The organism is Streptomyces sp. NPDC090442 (assembly GCF_044769405.1).
In the GTDB taxonomy this organism is placed as follows: domain Bacteria; phylum Actinomycetota; class Actinomycetes; order Streptomycetales; family Streptomycetaceae; genus Streptomyces.
Genome location: NZ_JBIVXW010000115.1, coordinates 1 through 17,303, shown reverse-complemented (window position 1 = coordinate 17,303; position 17,303 = coordinate 1). Strand labels below are relative to the sequence as shown.

At 69.7% G+C, this 17,303-nt stretch carries 15 protein-coding genes, 1 rRNA gene and 1 riboswitch; of the genes, 3 read left to right on the top strand and 13 right to left on the bottom strand.

Features of this window, described 5'->3' with window-relative positions:
- Positions 1-72: 72 nt before the first annotated feature.
- Positions 73-1,590 carry a glutamate-cysteine ligase family protein gene (locus tag ACIQU6_RS41885; protein ID WP_403487493.1) on the bottom strand — a complete coding sequence of 506 codons (1,518 nt, stop codon included), beginning with the start codon at positions 1,588-1,590 and terminating at the stop codon, positions 73-75.
- 564 nt (positions 1,591-2,154) lie between these two features.
- Between ACIQU6_RS41885 and ACIQU6_RS41880 the strand changes: the two genes are divergently transcribed.
- Positions 2,155-2,739 carry a hypothetical protein gene (locus ACIQU6_RS41880; protein WP_403487491.1) on the top strand — a complete coding sequence of 195 codons (585 nt, stop codon included), beginning with the start codon at positions 2,155-2,157 and terminating at the stop codon, positions 2,737-2,739.
- A 343-nt stretch (positions 2,740-3,082) separates the two neighbouring features.
- Positions 3,083-3,289, top strand: a complete 207-nt coding sequence (locus ACIQU6_RS41875) for a DUF5999 family protein (RefSeq protein WP_342456969.1) — start codon at positions 3,083-3,085, stop codon at positions 3,287-3,289.
- A 93-nt stretch (positions 3,290-3,382) separates the two neighbouring features.
- On the opposite strand, the gene gcvP is transcribed toward ACIQU6_RS41875, so the two are convergent.
- On the bottom strand, positions 3,383-6,268 hold the full coding sequence (gcvP, locus tag ACIQU6_RS41870; protein WP_403487489.1) for an aminomethyl-transferring glycine dehydrogenase: 2,886 nt from the start codon (positions 6,266-6,268) through the stop codon (positions 3,383-3,385).
- A 190-nt stretch (positions 6,269-6,458) separates the two neighbouring features.
- Positions 6,459-6,555: riboswitch (glycine riboswitch) on the bottom strand.
- A gap of 114 nt (positions 6,556-6,669) precedes the next feature.
- On the opposite strand from gcvP, the gene ACIQU6_RS41865 reads away from it, so the two are divergent.
- Entirely contained in the window at positions 6,670-7,050 is a 381-nt protein-coding gene (locus tag ACIQU6_RS41865; RefSeq protein WP_274919330.1) for a PRC-barrel domain-containing protein, read from the top strand.
- Here ACIQU6_RS41865 and ACIQU6_RS41860 read toward each other — a convergent pair.
- The 11 genes from ACIQU6_RS41860 to rrf all read right to left on the bottom strand — a co-directional run.
- A complete protein-coding gene (locus ACIQU6_RS41860) occupies positions 6,963-8,405 on the bottom strand; it encodes a DNA polymerase IV (protein WP_403487487.1) in 1,443 nt (480 codons plus the stop codon). The genes ACIQU6_RS41865 and ACIQU6_RS41860 overlap by 88 nt on opposite strands.
- A 67-nt stretch (positions 8,406-8,472) precedes the next feature.
- Entirely contained in the window at positions 8,473-9,078 is a 606-nt protein-coding gene (locus ACIQU6_RS41855; RefSeq protein WP_383422497.1) for a MerR family transcriptional regulator, read from the bottom strand.
- Positions 9,079-9,263: 185 nt separating this feature from the next.
- Complete coding sequence (locus ACIQU6_RS41850) at positions 9,264-9,734, bottom strand: bifunctional nuclease family protein (RefSeq protein ID WP_016571419.1); 471 nt, start codon at positions 9,732-9,734, stop codon at positions 9,264-9,266.
- 53 nt (positions 9,735-9,787) lie between these two features.
- Positions 9,788-10,537, bottom strand: coding sequence for a MerR family transcriptional regulator (locus ACIQU6_RS41845; RefSeq protein WP_403487484.1), 750 nt, complete (start codon positions 10,535-10,537; stop codon positions 9,788-9,790).
- A gap of 16 nt (positions 10,538-10,553) precedes the next feature.
- Positions 10,554-11,399 carry an FHA domain-containing protein gene (locus ACIQU6_RS41840; RefSeq protein WP_403487495.1) on the bottom strand — a complete coding sequence of 282 codons (846 nt, stop codon included), beginning with the start codon at positions 11,397-11,399 and terminating at the stop codon, positions 10,554-10,556.
- Positions 11,400-11,517: 118 nt separating this feature from the next.
- Entirely contained in the window at positions 11,518-12,498 is a 981-nt protein-coding gene (locus ACIQU6_RS41835) for a DUF881 domain-containing protein (protein WP_403487482.1), read from the bottom strand.
- A 5-nt stretch (positions 12,499-12,503) separates the two neighbouring features.
- Positions 12,504-12,836, bottom strand: a complete 333-nt coding sequence (locus ACIQU6_RS41830) for a small basic family protein (protein WP_403487480.1) — start codon at positions 12,834-12,836, stop codon at positions 12,504-12,506.
- The gene (locus tag ACIQU6_RS41825; protein ID WP_403487478.1) at positions 12,833-13,765 is read right to left on the bottom strand and encodes a DUF881 domain-containing protein; all 933 of its coding nucleotides are present in this window, start codon (positions 13,763-13,765) and stop codon (positions 12,833-12,835) included. Before ACIQU6_RS41825 ends, ACIQU6_RS41830 begins: the two co-directional genes overlap by 4 nt.
- A gap of 77 nt (positions 13,766-13,842) precedes the next feature.
- Entirely contained in the window at positions 13,843-16,338 is a 2,496-nt protein-coding gene (locus ACIQU6_RS41820; RefSeq protein ID WP_403487476.1) for a sugar phosphate nucleotidyltransferase, read from the bottom strand.
- A gap of 117 nt (positions 16,339-16,455) precedes the next feature.
- The gene (locus ACIQU6_RS41815) at positions 16,456-17,064 is read right to left on the bottom strand and encodes a CDP-alcohol phosphatidyltransferase family protein (RefSeq protein ID WP_403487474.1); all 609 of its coding nucleotides are present in this window, start codon (positions 17,062-17,064) and stop codon (positions 16,456-16,458) included.
- Between the two features lie 145 nt (positions 17,065-17,209).
- Positions 17,210-17,303 (bottom strand): 5S ribosomal RNA (gene rrf, locus ACIQU6_RS41810); the annotation flags it as partial.

Below are 17,303 nucleotides of genomic sequence, written 5' to 3'. Positions count from 1 at the left end.
CCGGACGAACTCCCACTCAGCATCCGACAGTTCATGGCGACGTATCACCCCACCATGATCCACCACCCAAGATCATTTGAAGACACGACCTAGGGGCCACGCCACCGGCCAGGTATGCACCGGCTCGCCGGTGTGCATCAGCTCGCTGTAGCGCCGGGTCATCGCGGCCAGCGCGGCGTCCCGGTCCAGGCCCTGCCGGCGCGCGTGGTGGAAGGCCGCGGCCTGCCAGGACGCCCCGTTGACCCGCCGTGCGCAGCGCTCCTCGATGATGCCCAAATAGTGGTCGCGGTCGGCGACTTCGACGCCCCAGGCGTCCAGCCCAGCGGCCGCCAGCGGCAGCAGCTCCTGCTGGACCAGGCGCACGGCGGGGATCTCGGCGACGCCGCCGACGCGACCGGGGCGGGGCCAGCGGAGGGTGGCGTCGATGCCGTACCGGCAGGCGGCGTCGAAGTTGGCGGCCGCGGCCCGGAACGGCAGCCGGCTCCATACGGGGCGCGGCTGTTCGGCCAGCGCGCGCACCAGGCCGTAGTAGAAGGCGGTGTTGGCGATGACGTCGGCGACGGTGGGGCCGGCCGGCAGCACCCGGTTCTCGACGCGGAGGTGCGGGACGCCGCCGGCGACCGCGTAGACGGGACGGTTCCAGCGGTAGATGGTCCCGTTGTGCAGCACCAGTTCGGCGAGGTCGGGCACGCCGCCCTCGTCGAGGACGCGCAACGGGTCCTGGGGTCCGCACAGCGGCAGCAGCGGCGGGAAGAAGCGCAGGTTCTCCTCGAAGAGGTCGTAGGCGGAGTCCACCCAGCGCTCGCCGAACCAGGTGCGCGGCCGCACCCCTTGGGCCTGGAGTTCGGGGGCGCGGGTGTCGGTGGCCTGTTGGAAGACCGGCGGCCGGGACTCCCGCCACAGCTCCCGCCCGAACAGGAACGGCGAGTTGGCGCCGACGGCGATCTGGACGGCGGCGATCGCCTGGGCCGCGTTCCAGACGGCCGCGAAGCGGCCGGGTGTCACCTGGAGGTGCAGTTGGACGGAGGTGCAGGCGGCTTCGGGGGCGATCGACGGGGAGCGGGTGACCAGGTGGTCGACGCCCCGGATGTCGATGACGAAGTCCTCGCCGCGGGCGGCCCGCATCTGGTCGTTGAGCAGTACGTAGCGGTCGTTGGCGGAGAGGCTGGCGGCGGTGAGGTCCTCGGGCTTCAGGGTGGGCAGGATGCCGATCATGACGATGCGGGCGGCGGCCTCACGGGCCTTTCGCTCCGCGTAGCCGAGCCCGGTGCGCAGCTCCTCGGCGAGCTGGTCCATTACGCGCCCGGACAGGCGGTGCGGGGTGATGTTGACCTCTAGATTGCACTGGGCGAGTTCGGTCTGGAAATCGCCGCTGGCGATCTTTTCGAGGACCTGGGAGTTCAGCATCCGGGGCAGTCCGTCGGCGCCCGCGAGATTGAGCTCGATCTCCAGCCCCATGAGATTCTTGGGACGGTCGAACCGTTTCTCCGCCAGGAGCCGGTGCAATCCCTCCAGACAGTCGTGCAGCTTTCTTCGATAGCGCTCGCGATCCGCCAGGTCGTTCCCGTCGGCGGCGACCTTCTCCCCCATCGGCGGGTCCCTCCTAGAGTGAACGGCCCGCAACCACGGGCTGTGTGGCGCCGCGTCCCCGGCACCCCGGGGCACGGGCTACGGTCGATGATGCCCGGCAATCTGATCGATAACGCGTCAGGGGCATGCCGGGACCGCTAGGCTCGCAGGGGCGCGCATACGGCATTTTCCGACGGCATATCCAGCGGGCCAACGCCGTTCGCATTTCGCTCGTAAAAAACACCGACGGGTTCCGGCCTACCGCAGCGCCGAAGAATTCCGAGGTGGCTTCTCACAATTCCCGTACAAAGCGGCGAAAACCGCCCTGAACAGCGGTCCGGATTCCGCCTTGCCGGAAATCCGCAAGACGAGTAGCCGAAACACTTCCAGAACAAATGTCGTATAAACTTCGCAGACGAGGCAGAGATTTGGCGCCCAGCACGGCGGCGTGCGCACCGGTGCCCCGGCACCGCGGCCGACCCGTCGCCCCCCACGCTCCGGTCGGCCAGGCTCTGACCCGCCCGCAGACAGCGCCGTCCGCACCGCCGCGCTCCACCGTGTCTCCGAAGTGAGAGGCGACCAGCCATGCCGCTGCATGTTCCCCCTGCTCCCGCGCCCGCCCTACGCAGCATCCTCACCGCCCTCAGCTCCCCCAGCGCCGTCCGCGAGGCCCCGGCCACCGCGCTCCGCACCCACCAGGGGCCGTTGAGCCCCGACCACCCACTACCCATCCACGTCTGGGACGACGTCAGCCAGACCGGCCCGCCGCGCACCCGCCTCGCCGGCTGGCGCTTCCTGGTCCGCGGCGGGGGGCGCGCCGTGGCCGCCGCCGAGGCCCGGCTCACCGCCGACGGCTGGGCGTTCTCGCACTTCTGCGACGGCCCCTACGTCGCCGCGACCGAACGGGCCCTGGTGCAGGCCGAATCGCTCACCGCGCCCTACCAGCCGCGACTGCTCTCCGTACCGGAGCTGTACATGCTCACCCTGTGGCTGCATCACGACCTCTCCGCGGACGGCGCCGTCGGGTTGCCCGCCCCCGGTGACCTCCTGGTGCCGCTGGCCCCCGCCCCGCCCGGGATCGCCTCCCACCTCCCGCAACGGGTCGCGGACCTGCTGCCCCGCCTCGCCCTCCGGCTGGGCACTCCACCCCTGCTGCGCGAGCCGGCCTGACCGTTCGCGCGCACTTCCGACCGCCCGCGATCAGGACCGCGGAAGCACCACCCCGCGCGCCCGCTCTGCTCCCATGCGCCCCGTGACCGCCCCGGCCGCGGGGCGCACCACGTCGTCCGCCCCCTGCCCGCCGGTAGCGCGCCAATCCCCGGGGCGACAGGCTGATTTGGGAGCAACCGCCCGCACGGGTGACACGTCCGTATCGAGTGAGTACCGCTGCTGCGAAATCCCTGCGGAATCCCTTCCGTAGGGCAAGACTGGGACCGACAGAAACGGGGGAGCGGCCATGAACACCACATCGAGCCGCACGACGTTCACCACTCCGCAGCGAAAGACAACTTCCATGTGCCAGCATCAACCACCATGCCCATCAGCCGACTCCACGGACCGGGAGGCCGCGCACCTGGTGGCGCACCACCCGGAGCAAGGCTGGAGCCTGCTGTGCAACGGTGTCCTGCTCTTCGAGGACACCGGTGAACTGCTGCCGGACGGGCAGGTCATCGCTCCGCACCGACCGCTCGGCGCTCCCCGGGTCACCGCCGCCGCCTGATCTCCAGCGGCCACCCGGCACGTACACCAGGGCCCCCGGCGCATCCGCCGAGGGCCCTTTGATGTGGCCACCGGTCACCGGTGGCGGAGTTGCTCAGATGTCGTACTCGTCCAACGGGGGGCAGGAGCAGACGAGGTTGCGGTCACCGAAGGCGCCGTCGATCCGGCGCACCGGCGGCCAGTACTTGCCCGCGGCACCGACCCCGGCCGGGAAGACGGCCTCCTCGCGGCTGTAGGGGTGGTCCCACCCGCCGCCGAGCGCGCCCGCGGTGTGCGGGGCGTTGCGCAGCGGGTTGTCGTCCTTGTCCCACTCCCCCGAACCGACCTTGTCGATCTCCGCGCGGATGGCGATCATCGCGTCGCAGAACCGGTCGATCTCGGTCAGGTCCTCGCTCTCGGTCGGCTCGATCATCAGCGTGCCGGCCACCGGGAACGACATCGTCGGCGCGTGGAAGCCGTAGTCGATGAGCCGCTTGGCGACGTCGTCGATGCTCACCCCGGTCGCCTTGGTCAGCGGCCGGACGTCGATGATGCACTCGTGGGCGACGAGCCCACCGGGGCCGGCGTAGAGCACCGGGTAGTGCGGCTCCAGGCGCTTGGCGATGTAGTTGGCCGACAGCACCGCGACCTGGGTGGCGCGCTTGAGCCCCTCGCCACCCATCAGCCGGACGTACGCCCAGGAGATCGGCAGGATGCCGGCCGAACCCCAGGGGGCGGCCGAGATCGGCCCGACACCCGTGGCCGGACCCGCGGTCGGCTGGAGCGGGTGGTTGGGCAGGTACGGCGCCAGGTGGGCGCGAACGCCGACCGGGCCGACGCCGGGACCGCCGCCGCCGTGCGGGATGCAGAACGTCTTGTGCAGGTTGAGGTGCGAGACGTCGCCGCCGAACTTGCCCGGCTCCGCCAGGCCGACCAGCGCGTTGAGGTTGGCGCCGTCCACGTAGACCTGGCCGCCGGCCTCGTGCACCGCGGCACAGATCTGCGTGATGTGCTCCTCGAACACCCCGTGCGTGGACGGGTAGGTGACCATCAGGACGGCCAACTCGTCCCGGTGCTTGGCGATCTTGGCGTGCAGGTCCTCGGCGTCCACCTCGCCGTCCTCGCCGGTCTTGACGACGACGACCTTCATGCCGGCCATCACGGCGCTGGCGGCGTTGGTGCCGTGCGCCGACGACGGGATCAGGCAGACGGTGCGCTGCTCGTCACCGTTGGCCCGGTGGTAGGCGCGGACCGCGAGCAGACCGGCCAACTCGCCCTGGGAACCGGCGTTGGGCTGGATGGACACCTTGGCGTAGCCGGTGATCGCGGCGAGCCGCTCCTCCAACTCCTGGATGAGCGTGAGGTAGCCCTGCGCCTGGTCGGCCGGCGCGAAGGGGTGGAGCTGGCCGAACTCCGGCCAGGTGACCGGCTCCATCTCGGTGGTCGCGTTCAGCTTCATCGTGCAGGAGCCGAGCGGGATCATGCCGCGGTCCAGCGCGTAGTCCTTGTCGGCCAGCGTGCGCAGGTAGCGCAGCATGCCGGTCTCGGAGCGGTGCTGGTGGAAGACCGGGTGGGCGAGGTAGTCGTCGGTGCGCAGCAGCGGCTGCGGCAGGGCCTCGGCGACGGCCGCGTCCAGCGCGTCGATGTCGCCCCGGACGCCGAACGCGCCCCAGACGCCGGCCAACTGGGCGCGCCCGGTGGTCTCGTCGCAGGCGATGCCGACGAGGTCGGCGTCGACCTGCCGGAGGTTGATGCCGGCCTCGCGGGCGGCGGCGACGACCTCGGCCGCCCGACCGGGCACCCGCGCGGTGAGGGTGTCGAAGTAGGCGTCGTGGACGAGCTCGACACCGCCGTCCGTGAGTCCCTTGGCCAGGATCGCGGCGTAGCGGTGGGTCCGCCGGGCGATGGTGCGCAGCCCCTCCGGACCGTGGTAGACGGCGTACATGCCGGCCATGACGGCGAGCAGCACCTGCGCGGTGCAGATGTTGCTGGTGGCCTTCTCGCGGCGGATGTGCTGCTCACGGGTCTGCAGCGCCAGCCGGTACGCCTTGGCGCCGTCGGCGTCCACGGAGACACCCACCAGGCGGCCGGGCAGGCTGCGGGCGTACTGCTCGCGGACGGCCATGAAACCGGCGTGCGGACCGCCGAAGCCCATCGGGACGCCGAAGCGCTGGGTGGTGCCGACCGCGATGTCCGCGCCGAGCTCACCGGGCGGGGTGAGCAGCGTCAGCGCCAGCAGGTCGGCGGCGACGGTGACGACCGCGCCCAGCTCGTGCGCCCGCTCGATGACCGCCCGCGGGTCACGCACCACACCGGACGCGCCCGGGTACTGGAGCAGCACACCGAAGACGCCCCGCTCGGCGATCTCGTCCGGGATGCCGTCCGAGAGGTCGGCGACCACGACCTCGACGCCGGTCGGTTCGGCGCGGGTCTGGATCACGGCGACGGTCTGCGGCAGACAGTCCGCGTCGACGAGGAAGACGCCCTGCTTGACCTTGCCGACCCGGCGGGAGAGCGCCATCGCCTCCGCGGCGGCGGTGCCCTCGTCCAGGAGGGACGCACCGGAGGTCGGCAGTCCGGTCAGGTCGGCGACCACGGTCTGGAAGTTCAGCAGGGCCTCCAGGCGACCCTGCGAGATCTCCGGCTGGTAGGGCGTGTAGGCCGTGTACCAGGACGGGTTCTCCATGACGTTGCGCAGGATCACCGGCGGGGTGAACGTGCCGTAGTAGCCGAGCCCGATCATGGACGACAGGACCTGGTTGCGGTCGGCCAGAGCGCGCAGCTCTCCCAGGACCTCGGCCTCGGTGCGGCCCTGCGGCAGGCCGAGCGCCTCGGTGCTCTTGATCACGTCGGGGACGGCGACGGCGGTGAGCTCGTCCAACGACCCGAAGCCGACCTGCGCGAGCATCTTGGCCTGCGCCTCGTGGTCGGGGCCGATGTGCCGGTGCTCGAACGGGGTGCCGCGCTCCAGCTCGGACAGGGGGATGCGATTGGTGGTCATCGTGCGGGGGCCTCCTGGTCACTACGACCTGCGAGGGGCACCACGGCGCTGGTGCCCGGACGGCCTCCCCCTCTGTCATCGCAACCTGAGAGCTTCACCGGCCCGCGGGCTGCGGTCCGGCTTTCACCGTCGGTGAGGAGGGGTTCCGGCATGGTGCCTGACCGTGGCCCGCCCTGCTTTCCAGAGTGACCTCGTCCATGCGGTACGTGTGCCTGAGAGATTCCGGGGAGGATTTGCTCCTTCGGCGCCCTGCCGCGAACGACAAAGGACTCTCCCGCACGGGGTCGACGGCCAATCGCCAGCCTACCAGCGCACTGCTGGAACGATCCTTCGAGTGGCCGAGGCACGCAATGTGCCGTTTCGTAGTTGTCACAAGGCAGTTGCGACCAATTGGAGGGACCGTGCAAGCCGATATCGATCCCCGGAGCCTGATCGGCCGCAAAGCGTTCGACCGCAACGGCGCGAAGATAGGGACCGTCGACGAGGTGTACCTCGACGACGCGACGGGCGAGCCGGAGTGGGCGGCCGTCCGCACCGGCCTGTTCAGTCGGGACGCCTTCGTCCCCCTGGAGCCGAGCAAGATGGTCGGCGAAAGCCTGCATATCCCCTATGACCGCAAGCTGATCAAGGACGCCCCCGATTTCGGCGTCGGCCGACACCTCTCCCCTGAGCAGGAACTCCAGCTCTACCACCACTACCGCCTGGATATCTCCTCACCCGCGGACTCCGCCGCGTCCGCCGGCGACACCGACTTCGGCCGGATCGCCGGCGCGGAAGACTGATCCGGCCCGCCCACCAGCGACAACGGCTCCCCCGGCCGCAGCGCCGGATCATCGACGGCAAAGGTCCGCACCCGCCCCGGTGCGGACCACGGCGTCTCGAACCGCACGGTCACCCTCCCCACGCCACTGCCCTGCACCCACCCGGCGCCGAACTCCTCGTGCACCACGTCCAGTCCCGGGTGCCAGCGCCGCGGCAGCTCCGGGAGCGCCTCCGGCTCACCGGCCGCCTCCCCCGCCGACTCAGTCGCCGCGACGGCCGCCTGCTCCTCCGCCTCCCGCTCCGTGGCGATCTGGGCGAACAGGTCCTCCTGCGTGAAGTCCGCCAGCCCGCTCACCCCCACGCCCAGCAGCCGGACCCCGCCCGTGGTGTCCACCGTCTCCAACAGCCGCACAGCCGCCTCCCGGACGACCGCCGGGTCGTCGGTCGGCCCACGCAGCGTCTCGGACCGGGTCAGCGTCGAGAAGTCGTAGTTCCGCACCTTGATCACCACCGTGCGCCCCGACCGACCGGCCTCCCGCAGCCGCGCCACGCACCGGTCGGCCAACCGCAACACCTCGGTCCGCACCCGCGTCCGGTCCGTCAGATCGACCTCGAAGGTGTCCTCCACCGACACCGATTTCGCGTCCCGTTCGGCCACCACCGGCCGGTCGTCCTGCCCCAACGCCATCGCGTACAACCCGGTGCCGTGCGCCTTGCCCAACAGCCGCACCAACTCCGCCTCGCCGGCCTCGGCGGTCTCCACGACGGTGTGTATCCCGGCCCGCCGCAACGTCTCGGCCGTAGCCGGCCCGACCCCGGGCAACGTCCGCACCGGCATCGGCCCCAGCAACTCCCGCTCGGTGCCCGGCTCGATCACCACCAGGCCGTCCGGCTTCGCCGCCTCCGACGCGATCTTGGCGAGCATCTTGGCACCCGCCAGCCCCACCGAACCGGTCAACCCCGTGACCGCCCGGATATCGCGCCGCAGTTGCTCCCCCACGGCCCGCGCCGCCGCCGACTCCGCTGGCACCCCGCCCGCCTCCAGATCGACGAACGCCTCGTCCAGACTCAACGGCTCCACGAGCGGCGAGAGCTCCCGCAGCAGCTCCATCACCGATTCACTCACCTGGCGGTACAGACCGAACCGCGGGCTGAGGTAAGCGGCGTTGGGGCACAACCGCCGCGCCTGCGCCGTCGGCATCGCCGACCGCACCCCGAAGACCCGCGCCTCGTACGAGGCCGTGGCGACCACTCCGCGCGGCCCGATCCCGCCGACGACCACGGGCTTTCCCCGCAGGCTCGGCTTGGCCGCCTGCTCGGCGGCCGCGTAGAAGGCATCCATGTCCAGATGCAGGATCGTCGGCGCACGTCTCACACCACTGATGCTGCCGCACACCACTGACAATGGCCCCGACTCCGGGCCGAGAACCGCCCGCCGGCCCTCAGCCGGCCCGGTTGCGCCGCCGCGCCAACTCGTCGTGCGGGTTCTTCCCGATCAGCGTCTCGCCGGTGTCCACCCGCTCCCCGTGGAGCTGTGACAGCGCGCCTTCCACGTCCCGCCACACCACGCCCACGGCGATCCCGAAGACGCCCTGGCCCCCCTGGAGCAGATCCACGACCTGGTCGGGCGAGGTGCACTCATAGACCGTCGCGCCATCGCTCATCAACGTCATCCGGGTCAGGTCCGCCAGCCCCCGCGCCCTCAAGTGCTGCACGGCGGCACGGATGTTCTGCAACGAAACCCCGGTGTCCAACAGCCGCTTGACGATCTTCAGGACGACGACGTCGCGGAAGCTGTAGAGCCGCTGGGTCCCGGAACCGAAAGCGGGCCGGATGCTGGGCTCCACGAGCCCCGTCCGCGCCCAGTAGTCCAACTGTCGGTAGGTGATGCCCGCCGCGGCGCACGCGGTCGGTCCGCGGTAGCCGATGTTCTCCGCCTCGCGGTCCCCCGACACCTCGGCGGCCTGCACCGGACCCCGGTTCGCCGCCGCGCCCGTGTGGAGCGGCAATGCCCCTTCCGCCGCCGTACCGTCGCCGGTGATTGCCACGCCGCCCTCCGTCCTCCACGTCCCGGACGGGACCTGCCATATCGACGGTATGCAGTCACTCGGGGTGCGTCAACGATCGCCGCGCTCGCCACGCCGAGTGATAATCACCCTACGAGTGGTTTCTCGTGACTTGTCACGGGGAAAGGATGGAAGGTTGGCCAGAAACAGGCGGTCGACCTGGCCGATCACTGGTTGGTGCCGAAGTCCTCGGGCGAAATCTGGTCGAGGAACTCGCGGAACTTCTCCACCTCGTCCTCCTGCTCGTCCGGGATGGCGATGCCCGCGTCGTCCAGCACACCGTCGGTGCCGAAGATCGGCGTCCCGGTGCGCAGCGCCAGCGCTATCGCGTCCGACGGACGGGCACTGACCTCGACTCCACTGGCGAAGACCAGTTCCGCATAGAAGACCCCCTCGCGCAGATCCGTGATCCGGACCTGCGTCAGCTCCTGGCCCACGGCTTCGAGCACGTCCTTGAAGAGGTCATGCGTCAGCGGCCGGGCGGGCACCATGCCTTGCTGGGCGAACGCAATGGCGGTGGCCTCTCCCGGACCGATCCAGATGGGCAGGTAGCGGTCGCCTCCCACCTCCCGCAGCAGCACGATCGGTTGGCTGGAAGGCATCTCCACCCGGACACCCACGACGTCGAGCTCGTTCACACAGCAACCCTAGGCCGTGCCCGGCCGGTTTGGGTAGTCGGGCACTCGTTTGCTCACGGCAGACGAACCCGCAGCGCGCTCTGCAACAGCGCCGCGTGCAACCGCACCGACAGCGTGGCCAGCTCCCGGACCGTGGCCTCTGCGTGCGCCCGGGTCTGCGGATTCCGGTGCCGCCGAAGGGGTGCCACGACCTGCTCGACGAGCCCCGCCTCGCGCTCCGCGGCCGCCTTCACGGCCCGCAGATGCCGGGGCTCCAAGCCGAATCGGCCGAGGTCCGCCACGAGTTTGGCGACCGTGACCGCCTCGATGTCGTAGCCCCCGTCCCCATGCGGGACGATGAGTCCGTACGACTCCCAGTCGGCGAGCGCCGCCTCGTCCACCTCGGCGGCGGCCAGCAGCTCCGCACGGCCGATCCGGGCGGTCGCCGGGCGCTCCTCGTCCGGATCGGACACGCCCTCGACCAAGTCGCGGGGCGGCGCCGCCGGAGCGGGCAGTTGCACCTGCTCGCCCCGCTCCAGGGCGTCCAGATGCTCCCTGATGACCTTCAGGGGGAGGTAGTGGTCCCGCTGCATCCGCAGCACGTTCGCCAAGCGCTCGACGTCCGCGGCCGTGAACTTGCGGTACCCGGAAGGCGTGCGCTGCGGCTCGACCAGCCCCTCGGCCTCCAGGAAGCGGATCTTGGAGATGGTGACCTCGGGGAACTCCTCGCGCAGCACGTTGAGCACCGAGCCGATGCTCATCGGCGTGCGGTCCGAGGAGGCGGTGCCGGACGAACCGGCACCGCCTGTCGGTGATTGGCGCATATGCCTTCCCTGACGGTCAGATACCGACGCCCCGCTGGCTCGCGTAGAAGACCAGGCGGTACTTGCCGATCTGCACCTCGTCGCCGTTGGCGAGGGCCACGGAGTCGATCGGCTCGCGGTTGACGTAGGTGCCGTTGAGGCTGCCGACGTCGGTGACCGTGAAGCGGCCGTCCGATCCGCGCCGGAACTCCACATGACTACGGGAGACCGTCACGTCGTCGAGGAAGATGTCGCCCTGCGGATGCCGGCCCGCGGTCGTCAGCTCGCTGTCCAGGAGGAAGCGGCTGCCCGCGTTCGGTCCGCGACGGACGATCAGCAGCGCCGAGCCCAACGGAAGGGCGTCGACGGCGGCCTGGGCCTCCGGGGAGAGCGCCGGCGACAGGTTCTGCCCGGTCGCCTCCGCGTCGTACGCCTCGATCCCCGAGATGGAGATCGTCGACGTCGTCTCCGAGGCCCGGTCGGGCGTTGCGCCCGGGCGCAACGGTGCACCACAGTTGGAACAGAACCGGCTCGCCTCGGCGTTCCGGTGCCCGCACCTCGTACAGACCAAGGTCGACCCTCCACCCGTGCGTGCGGCTGATGGTTCCTCGGAACCTATGCGGCCGGCACCGGAGGGGTCAACAGAACCCGCGCCGTGCCCCCCGGACGGACCGCCGACCTCATCACGGAACAGCGGACGGTTCTCCGGCGCCGCCTCTTCTTCCGCACGACGCGGAGCGCGGTGCCGCGCCGCACCGCCGTCGCCTTCCTGGCGCGCGCTCTTGCCGAACAGCTTTGCAAACAACTTCACGGGCGATTCCCCTTGTACGACACAGACCCGCCCGTGGGGCAGGACGAACCCTCGATGCACACACCGGCCGATCCGGACATCCTGTGAACGTCCGTGGCCTCCAGACAGTTTCCACCACACACCACACGCACGGTGCGTCGACCCCCCGCTACCTCATGCCCTTGCCGGGCCATCACCATACGTGGACGCCTCACTGGGATGACGACCGAGCGTAGTCAGGCCGCTTCGCCTGTCGCAAGGCATCCACCACGATCTTCTCTTGCCGGGACACAGACACCTTGGCCTGCTCCTTTTCCAGCGTCTGGACCACACCGCCGGGGATGTTGAGCGCCGGTTCGAGATCCTCCGGCTTCCCGATGACCTTGAACCGGTACGGCGGCGTGACGCGCTTGCCGTCGACGTCCACCCCACCCCGGAGATCCGAGAAGTAAGTGCTCGCAACGACGCGGACGTTGTTGACCTGGACGGCCTCGGCCCCCGCCGCCCGCAGCTCCTGGATGGTGTCCAGCAGCTTGTCCGCCTCCACGGAGTGGTGCGGATCGTCGATGGTCAGGTTGATGCCGGGACCCTGCGCTGCGACGGTCCCCGCCAACACTCCCAACTGCTGTTCCTTCTCCACGGTCTGCTTACGGGCCTCCTCGGCCTGGTCCGAGCTGTTCTCCAACTCGGTCTTCTGTCCCTCCAGGCGCCGCTGCTCCTCCGTCAACCGCTGGGAGCGATTGTCCAGTTCGTCCAGAATGCGCACCAGATCCTCCTGACGCGCACCCCGCAGCGCACTGCTGTCACTGGTGGAACGTACCTGAATCGCGAGGCCGAGGCCGAGAATGAACAGGAGCAACGCGACGATCAGTTGAGGCCGGGTCAGCCGCGGCGGCCACAGGCTGGCGACCAGCCGCTGCCGACCGGTCATCGACGGCGACGCGGCCCCCTCGTCCGCGGCCGCGGACGCGCCGGCGGCGGCAGCCGGTTCGGCGCCCTCCTGCCCCGCGCTCCGCTGCTCCTGTGCGGCTTCCGGTCGTTCGGGCCGCTCCGCCGCCCCCTGGGGCTCACGCGGCTTCTCGGGCGGCATCGGCCGCCGCTCCGCCGCACGCTGCCCCTCATGCCCCTGGCGCGCCCGCTCCTGCCGCTCCTCCGGCCCGCGCTCCGACTCCGGCGTCTCGTCCGCTGGCATCGGCCTCACGCCTGGAACACGTGCCGACGGATCGCGGCAGCGTTGGAGAAGATGCGGATTCCGAGCACCACCACGACACCGGTGGAGAGTTGGGCGCCGACGCCCAACTTGTCCCCGAGGAAGACGATCAGGGCGGCCACCACGACGTTCGACAGGAAGGAGACCACGAAGACCTTGTCGTCGAAGATCCCGTCCAGCATCGCGCGCAGACCGCCGAACACGGCGTCCAGCGCGGCCACGACAGCGATCGGCAAGTAGGGCTCGACCACCGTCGGCACCACGGGTCGGACGAAGATTCCGACCACGACTCCCACGACGAGGCCCAGTACGGCGATCACGATGTGCCCTTCCCTGTGTCGGCGCCGTCCGCCTTCGCGGCACCGGCCTTCGGCTTTGCGGTACGTACGGTCAAACTGGGCGCGGGCGGCAGTTTGACCTCGTTCTCCACGGAAATCTTGGCGCGCACGCCGTAGTTCTCCTGCAACACGTGCAGATACTGGCCGTCGGCGCTGTCCTGGAACGTGGTGCTCAGCCGCTGCCCGTCCCCCACCGCCAGCACCGTGTAGGGCGGCACCAGCGGCTTGTTGTCGACCAGTATGGCGTCTCCCGCGGCCCTGACCGCCGAGAGCGACGTCAACCGCTGCCCATTGACGGAGATGGCCTCCGCACCGGACTGCCACAGCCCGTTCACCACGCGCTGCATGTCCCGGTCACGCACCCGCCCGGTGTCCGAGAAGTCGCTGCTCTCCCGCGGGCCTCCGGCACCGGCCGAGGCCCCCTTGGCATCGTCCACCACCAGCTTCACACCCGGCCCCGTGACCTGCGTCGAACCGGCCAGCAGCGACAGCAGATCGGCCTTGCCGTCCCCGTGCTGCTTGAGCGCCTCGCGCTGCATCCGGTCCACCGCGTCCCGGGTCGTGTCCACCTTCTGCTGCTGGGCGTCTGCCTCCGTGGTGCCCTTCTGGATGCGGTGGATCAGCTCCTCGCGCTCCTTGGCCAGCGTCGGCGCCGAGACCCGCGCCTGCGCCGCCCCCACGGTCACTACCAGCGCCGCCAGCACCAGACCGGCCGCCAACCCCAACTTCGCGCGCAGCGTGCGCGGTAGGCCACTGACGCCCTCGGCGGACTTCCGCGCGGCGGCCTCGGCGTACCCGTCGTCGAGGCTGTGGTCCATCACGTTGGTGAGCAGCGACATGGACGCATCGGGCCGCCCCGCCGAGGGGTGGGGATTGCTCCGATCGGGGCGCTGCTGCGACATGCCGCACATCGTCGCACGTCGGCGGCGTGGTCTCCCAACGGCCCCACCGGCGTGCCGATCGGGCGGCACGCCGGTGGGATCGGGGCTCAGCGTCCGGCTCTGTCCACCACCGCCGCCCACTCGTCGAGCAGCTGCTGGGCGGAGGCGTCATCCGGCCCTTCCGCCCAGAGGTGGGTGACCGCCTCCGCCACATCGGGCAGCACCAGCACCCACCGCCCGTCGGCCTCCACGATCCGCACGCCGTCGGTGGTGTCCACGTCCCGGTCGCCGGCCGCCTCCACGACGTGCCGCATCACCAGGCCCTTGACCGCCCACGGCGTGGCCAGGTCACGCCGTTGGACGTGCGCCCGCGGGATCCGCGCATCGATCTGACTAAGCGTCAGTTGCGTGCGGGCCACCAGACCGATCAGCCGGACGAACGCGGCGGAGCCGTCGAAGACGCTGCTGAACTCCGGGATGATGAAGCCGCCCTTGCCGTCCCCGCCGAACACCGTGCCGTCCGACCGCCCCACCCGCGTCAGATCGTCCGGCGAGGTCGTCGTCCACTCGACCTGCGTCCCGTGGTACGCCGCCACCTGCTCCGCGATCCGCGTCGTGGTCACCGGCAGCGCCACCCGCCCACTGCGACGCTCGGCCGCGATCAGATCCAGCATCACCAGCAACGCCCGGTCGTCCTCGATGATCCGGCCGCGCTCGTCCACCAACGAGAGCCGCTCGCCGACGGGATCGAAGCGCACGCCGAACGCGGCCCGCGCCGACGCCACGATCTCCCCGAGCCGCACCAGGCCGGAACGGCGGGCATCGGCGGTCTCGGTCGGCCTCGACTCGTCGAGGCCGGGGTTGATGGTCAACGAGTCGACGCCGAGCCGCCCGAGAAGGCTGGGCAGCACCAGACCGGCGCTCCCGTTGGACGCGTCCACGACGACCTTCAGCCCGGACTCGCTGATTCCACGGGTGTCCACGGCCCGCAACAACGCACCCGTATAGGAGTCGAAGACGCTCGCCGGGAAACTGAGGTCACCGATCTCGCCGGGGAAGGCCCGCCGGTATTCCTGCCGGGCGTAGACCCGGTCCAGCTTGCGCTGACCACCCTGCGAGAGGTCAGCGCCCCGCTCGTCGAAGAACATGATGTCGACGGAGTCCGGCACACCGGGCGTGGTGCGCACCATGATCCCGCCGGCACTGCCCCGCGCGGTCTGCTGACGGGCGACCGGCAGCGGCACGTTCTCCAAGTCCCGTACGTCGATGGCGCTCGCCTGCAACGCGGAGATCACCGCCCGCTTCAACGCCCGGGCACCACGGGAGTGGTCACGCGCGGTGGTGACCGTCGACCCCTTCTTCAGCGTGGTGGCGTACGCGCCCGCGAGCCGCACCGCGAGTTCCGGGGTGATCTCGACGTTGATGATTCCCGATACCCCGCGCGCCCCGAACAGATGGGCCTGGCCGCGGGATTCCCAGATCACCGAGGTGTTGACGAACGCACCGGCCTCGATCGTTTTGAACGGATAGACCCGTACGTTGCCCTGGACGATCGACTCCTCGCCGATCAGGCATTCGTCGCCGATGACCGCGCCGTCCTCGATCCGCGCGGCCCGCATGATGTCGGTGTTCTTGCCGATCACACACCCGCGCAGATTGCTCTGCTGGCCGATGAAGACGTTGTCGTGCACCACCGCCTTGTGAAGGAACGCACCGCTCTTCACAACGACGTTGGAGCCCACGATGGTGTGCTCGCGGATCTCCACGCCCGCCTCGACCTTGGCGTAGTCGCCGATGTACAGCGGGCCGCGCAGCACGGCGTCCGGATGCACGTCGGCGCCCTCGGCCACCCACACGCCGGGCGAGATCTCGAAGCCGTCGATATCGACGTCGACCTTGCCCTCAAGCACGTCGGCCTGTGCCTTCACATAGCTCTCGTGCGTGCCGACATCTTCCCAATACCCCTCGGCCACATAGCCGAAGATGGGCTTGCCCTCCTTCATCAACTGCGGGAAGACATCCCCGGACCAGTCCACCGGAACATCCGGCTCGACGTAGTCGAAGACCTCCGGCTCCATCACGTAGATACCGGTGTTGACGGTGTCGGAGAAGACCTGGCCCCAGGTGGGCTTTTCCAGGAAACGCTCGACCCGACCGCCCTCGTCGACGATGGTGATGCCGAACTCCAGCGGATTGGGCACCCTCGTCAGACACACGGTGACGAGGGCGCCCTTTTGCTTGTGGAAGCGGATGAGGTCGGTCAGGTCGAAGTCGGTGAGGGCGTCACCGGAGATGACGAGGAAGGCATCGTCCCGGAGGGCCTCCTCGGCGTTCTTCACACTGCCGGCGGTGCCGAGTGGCTTTTCCTCATTGGCATAGGTGAGCTCCATGCCGAGCTCTTCCCCGTCACCGAAGTAGTTCCGGACGAGCGAGGCCAGGAATTGCACAGTCACGACGGTCTCGGTGAGACCATGCCTTTTCAACAGCCGCAGTACGTGCTCCATGATCGGCCTATTGGCCACGGGAAGCAGCGGCTTGGGCATGCTGGACGTCATGGGGCGAAGGCGTGTTCCTTCGCCGCCGGCCATCACAACGGCCTTCATGTCGGAAGCGTCCTCCTCGAAGAGACGACGGTCTTGCCGACTTCACCTGTCAAGAGCGCCCACTGTTTTCCCCGGCTCGGGCGCTGACACTTGGCACAATCTGCCGGTTCGGCGAGCTCAGTCGGCCGTGGTGTCCGCTCTGATGATCCGGCGGACCTGGACCACGTAGAGGATCCCTGCCCACCAGTACAGCGCCGTACCCCACCCAGCGAACGCCCATCCGAAAATAGCAGCGAGCGTGTGAAGCCAGCCAGGTCCGACACTGAGCAGCAGCAGCGGGAAGGCATACATCAAGTTGAACGTAGCCGCTTTGCCCAGGAAGTTCACCTGGGGAGGGCCGTAGCCATGGCGTCCGAGGATTCCGACCGCGATCAACAGCATCAGCTCGCGGGCGAGCAGCGCCGCGGTGAGCCAGACCGGAAGGATCTCCCGCCAGGTCAGGCCGACGAGGGTGGAGAGGATGTAGAGGCGATCGGCAGCCGGGTCGAGGATCCGGCCCAGGCTGCTGATCTGGTTCCAGCGACGGGCCAACTTGCCGTCGAGGTAGTCGCTGACGCCACTGAGCGCAAGAACCAGCAACGCCCAGCCATCAGCCCTCGGGCCGCCGAATTTCGGCCAGAGGATCAACCACAGGAACACGGGCACGCCGACCAGGCGCGCCATGCTCAGAATATTCGGGATGGTGAGGACACGATCTGTCTGGATCCGCGTCTCCTGGACCTCCACGCGGAAGCCTCCTGTGGGAAATATGCCGATGATGCCCCAAACATTACCTGGCCGCCGGCCCGGCCGTGCCGCGGGGGCCCGTCACGGAACGCGAGAAAGCCCCGCCCGGAACCGAAGTTCCCGACGGGGCTTTCTCTGAAAAATAGTTCGGCGGCGTCCTACTCTCCCACAGGGTCCCCCCTGCAGTACCATCGGCGCTGAAAGGCTTAGCTTCCGGGTTCGAAATGTAACCGGGCGTT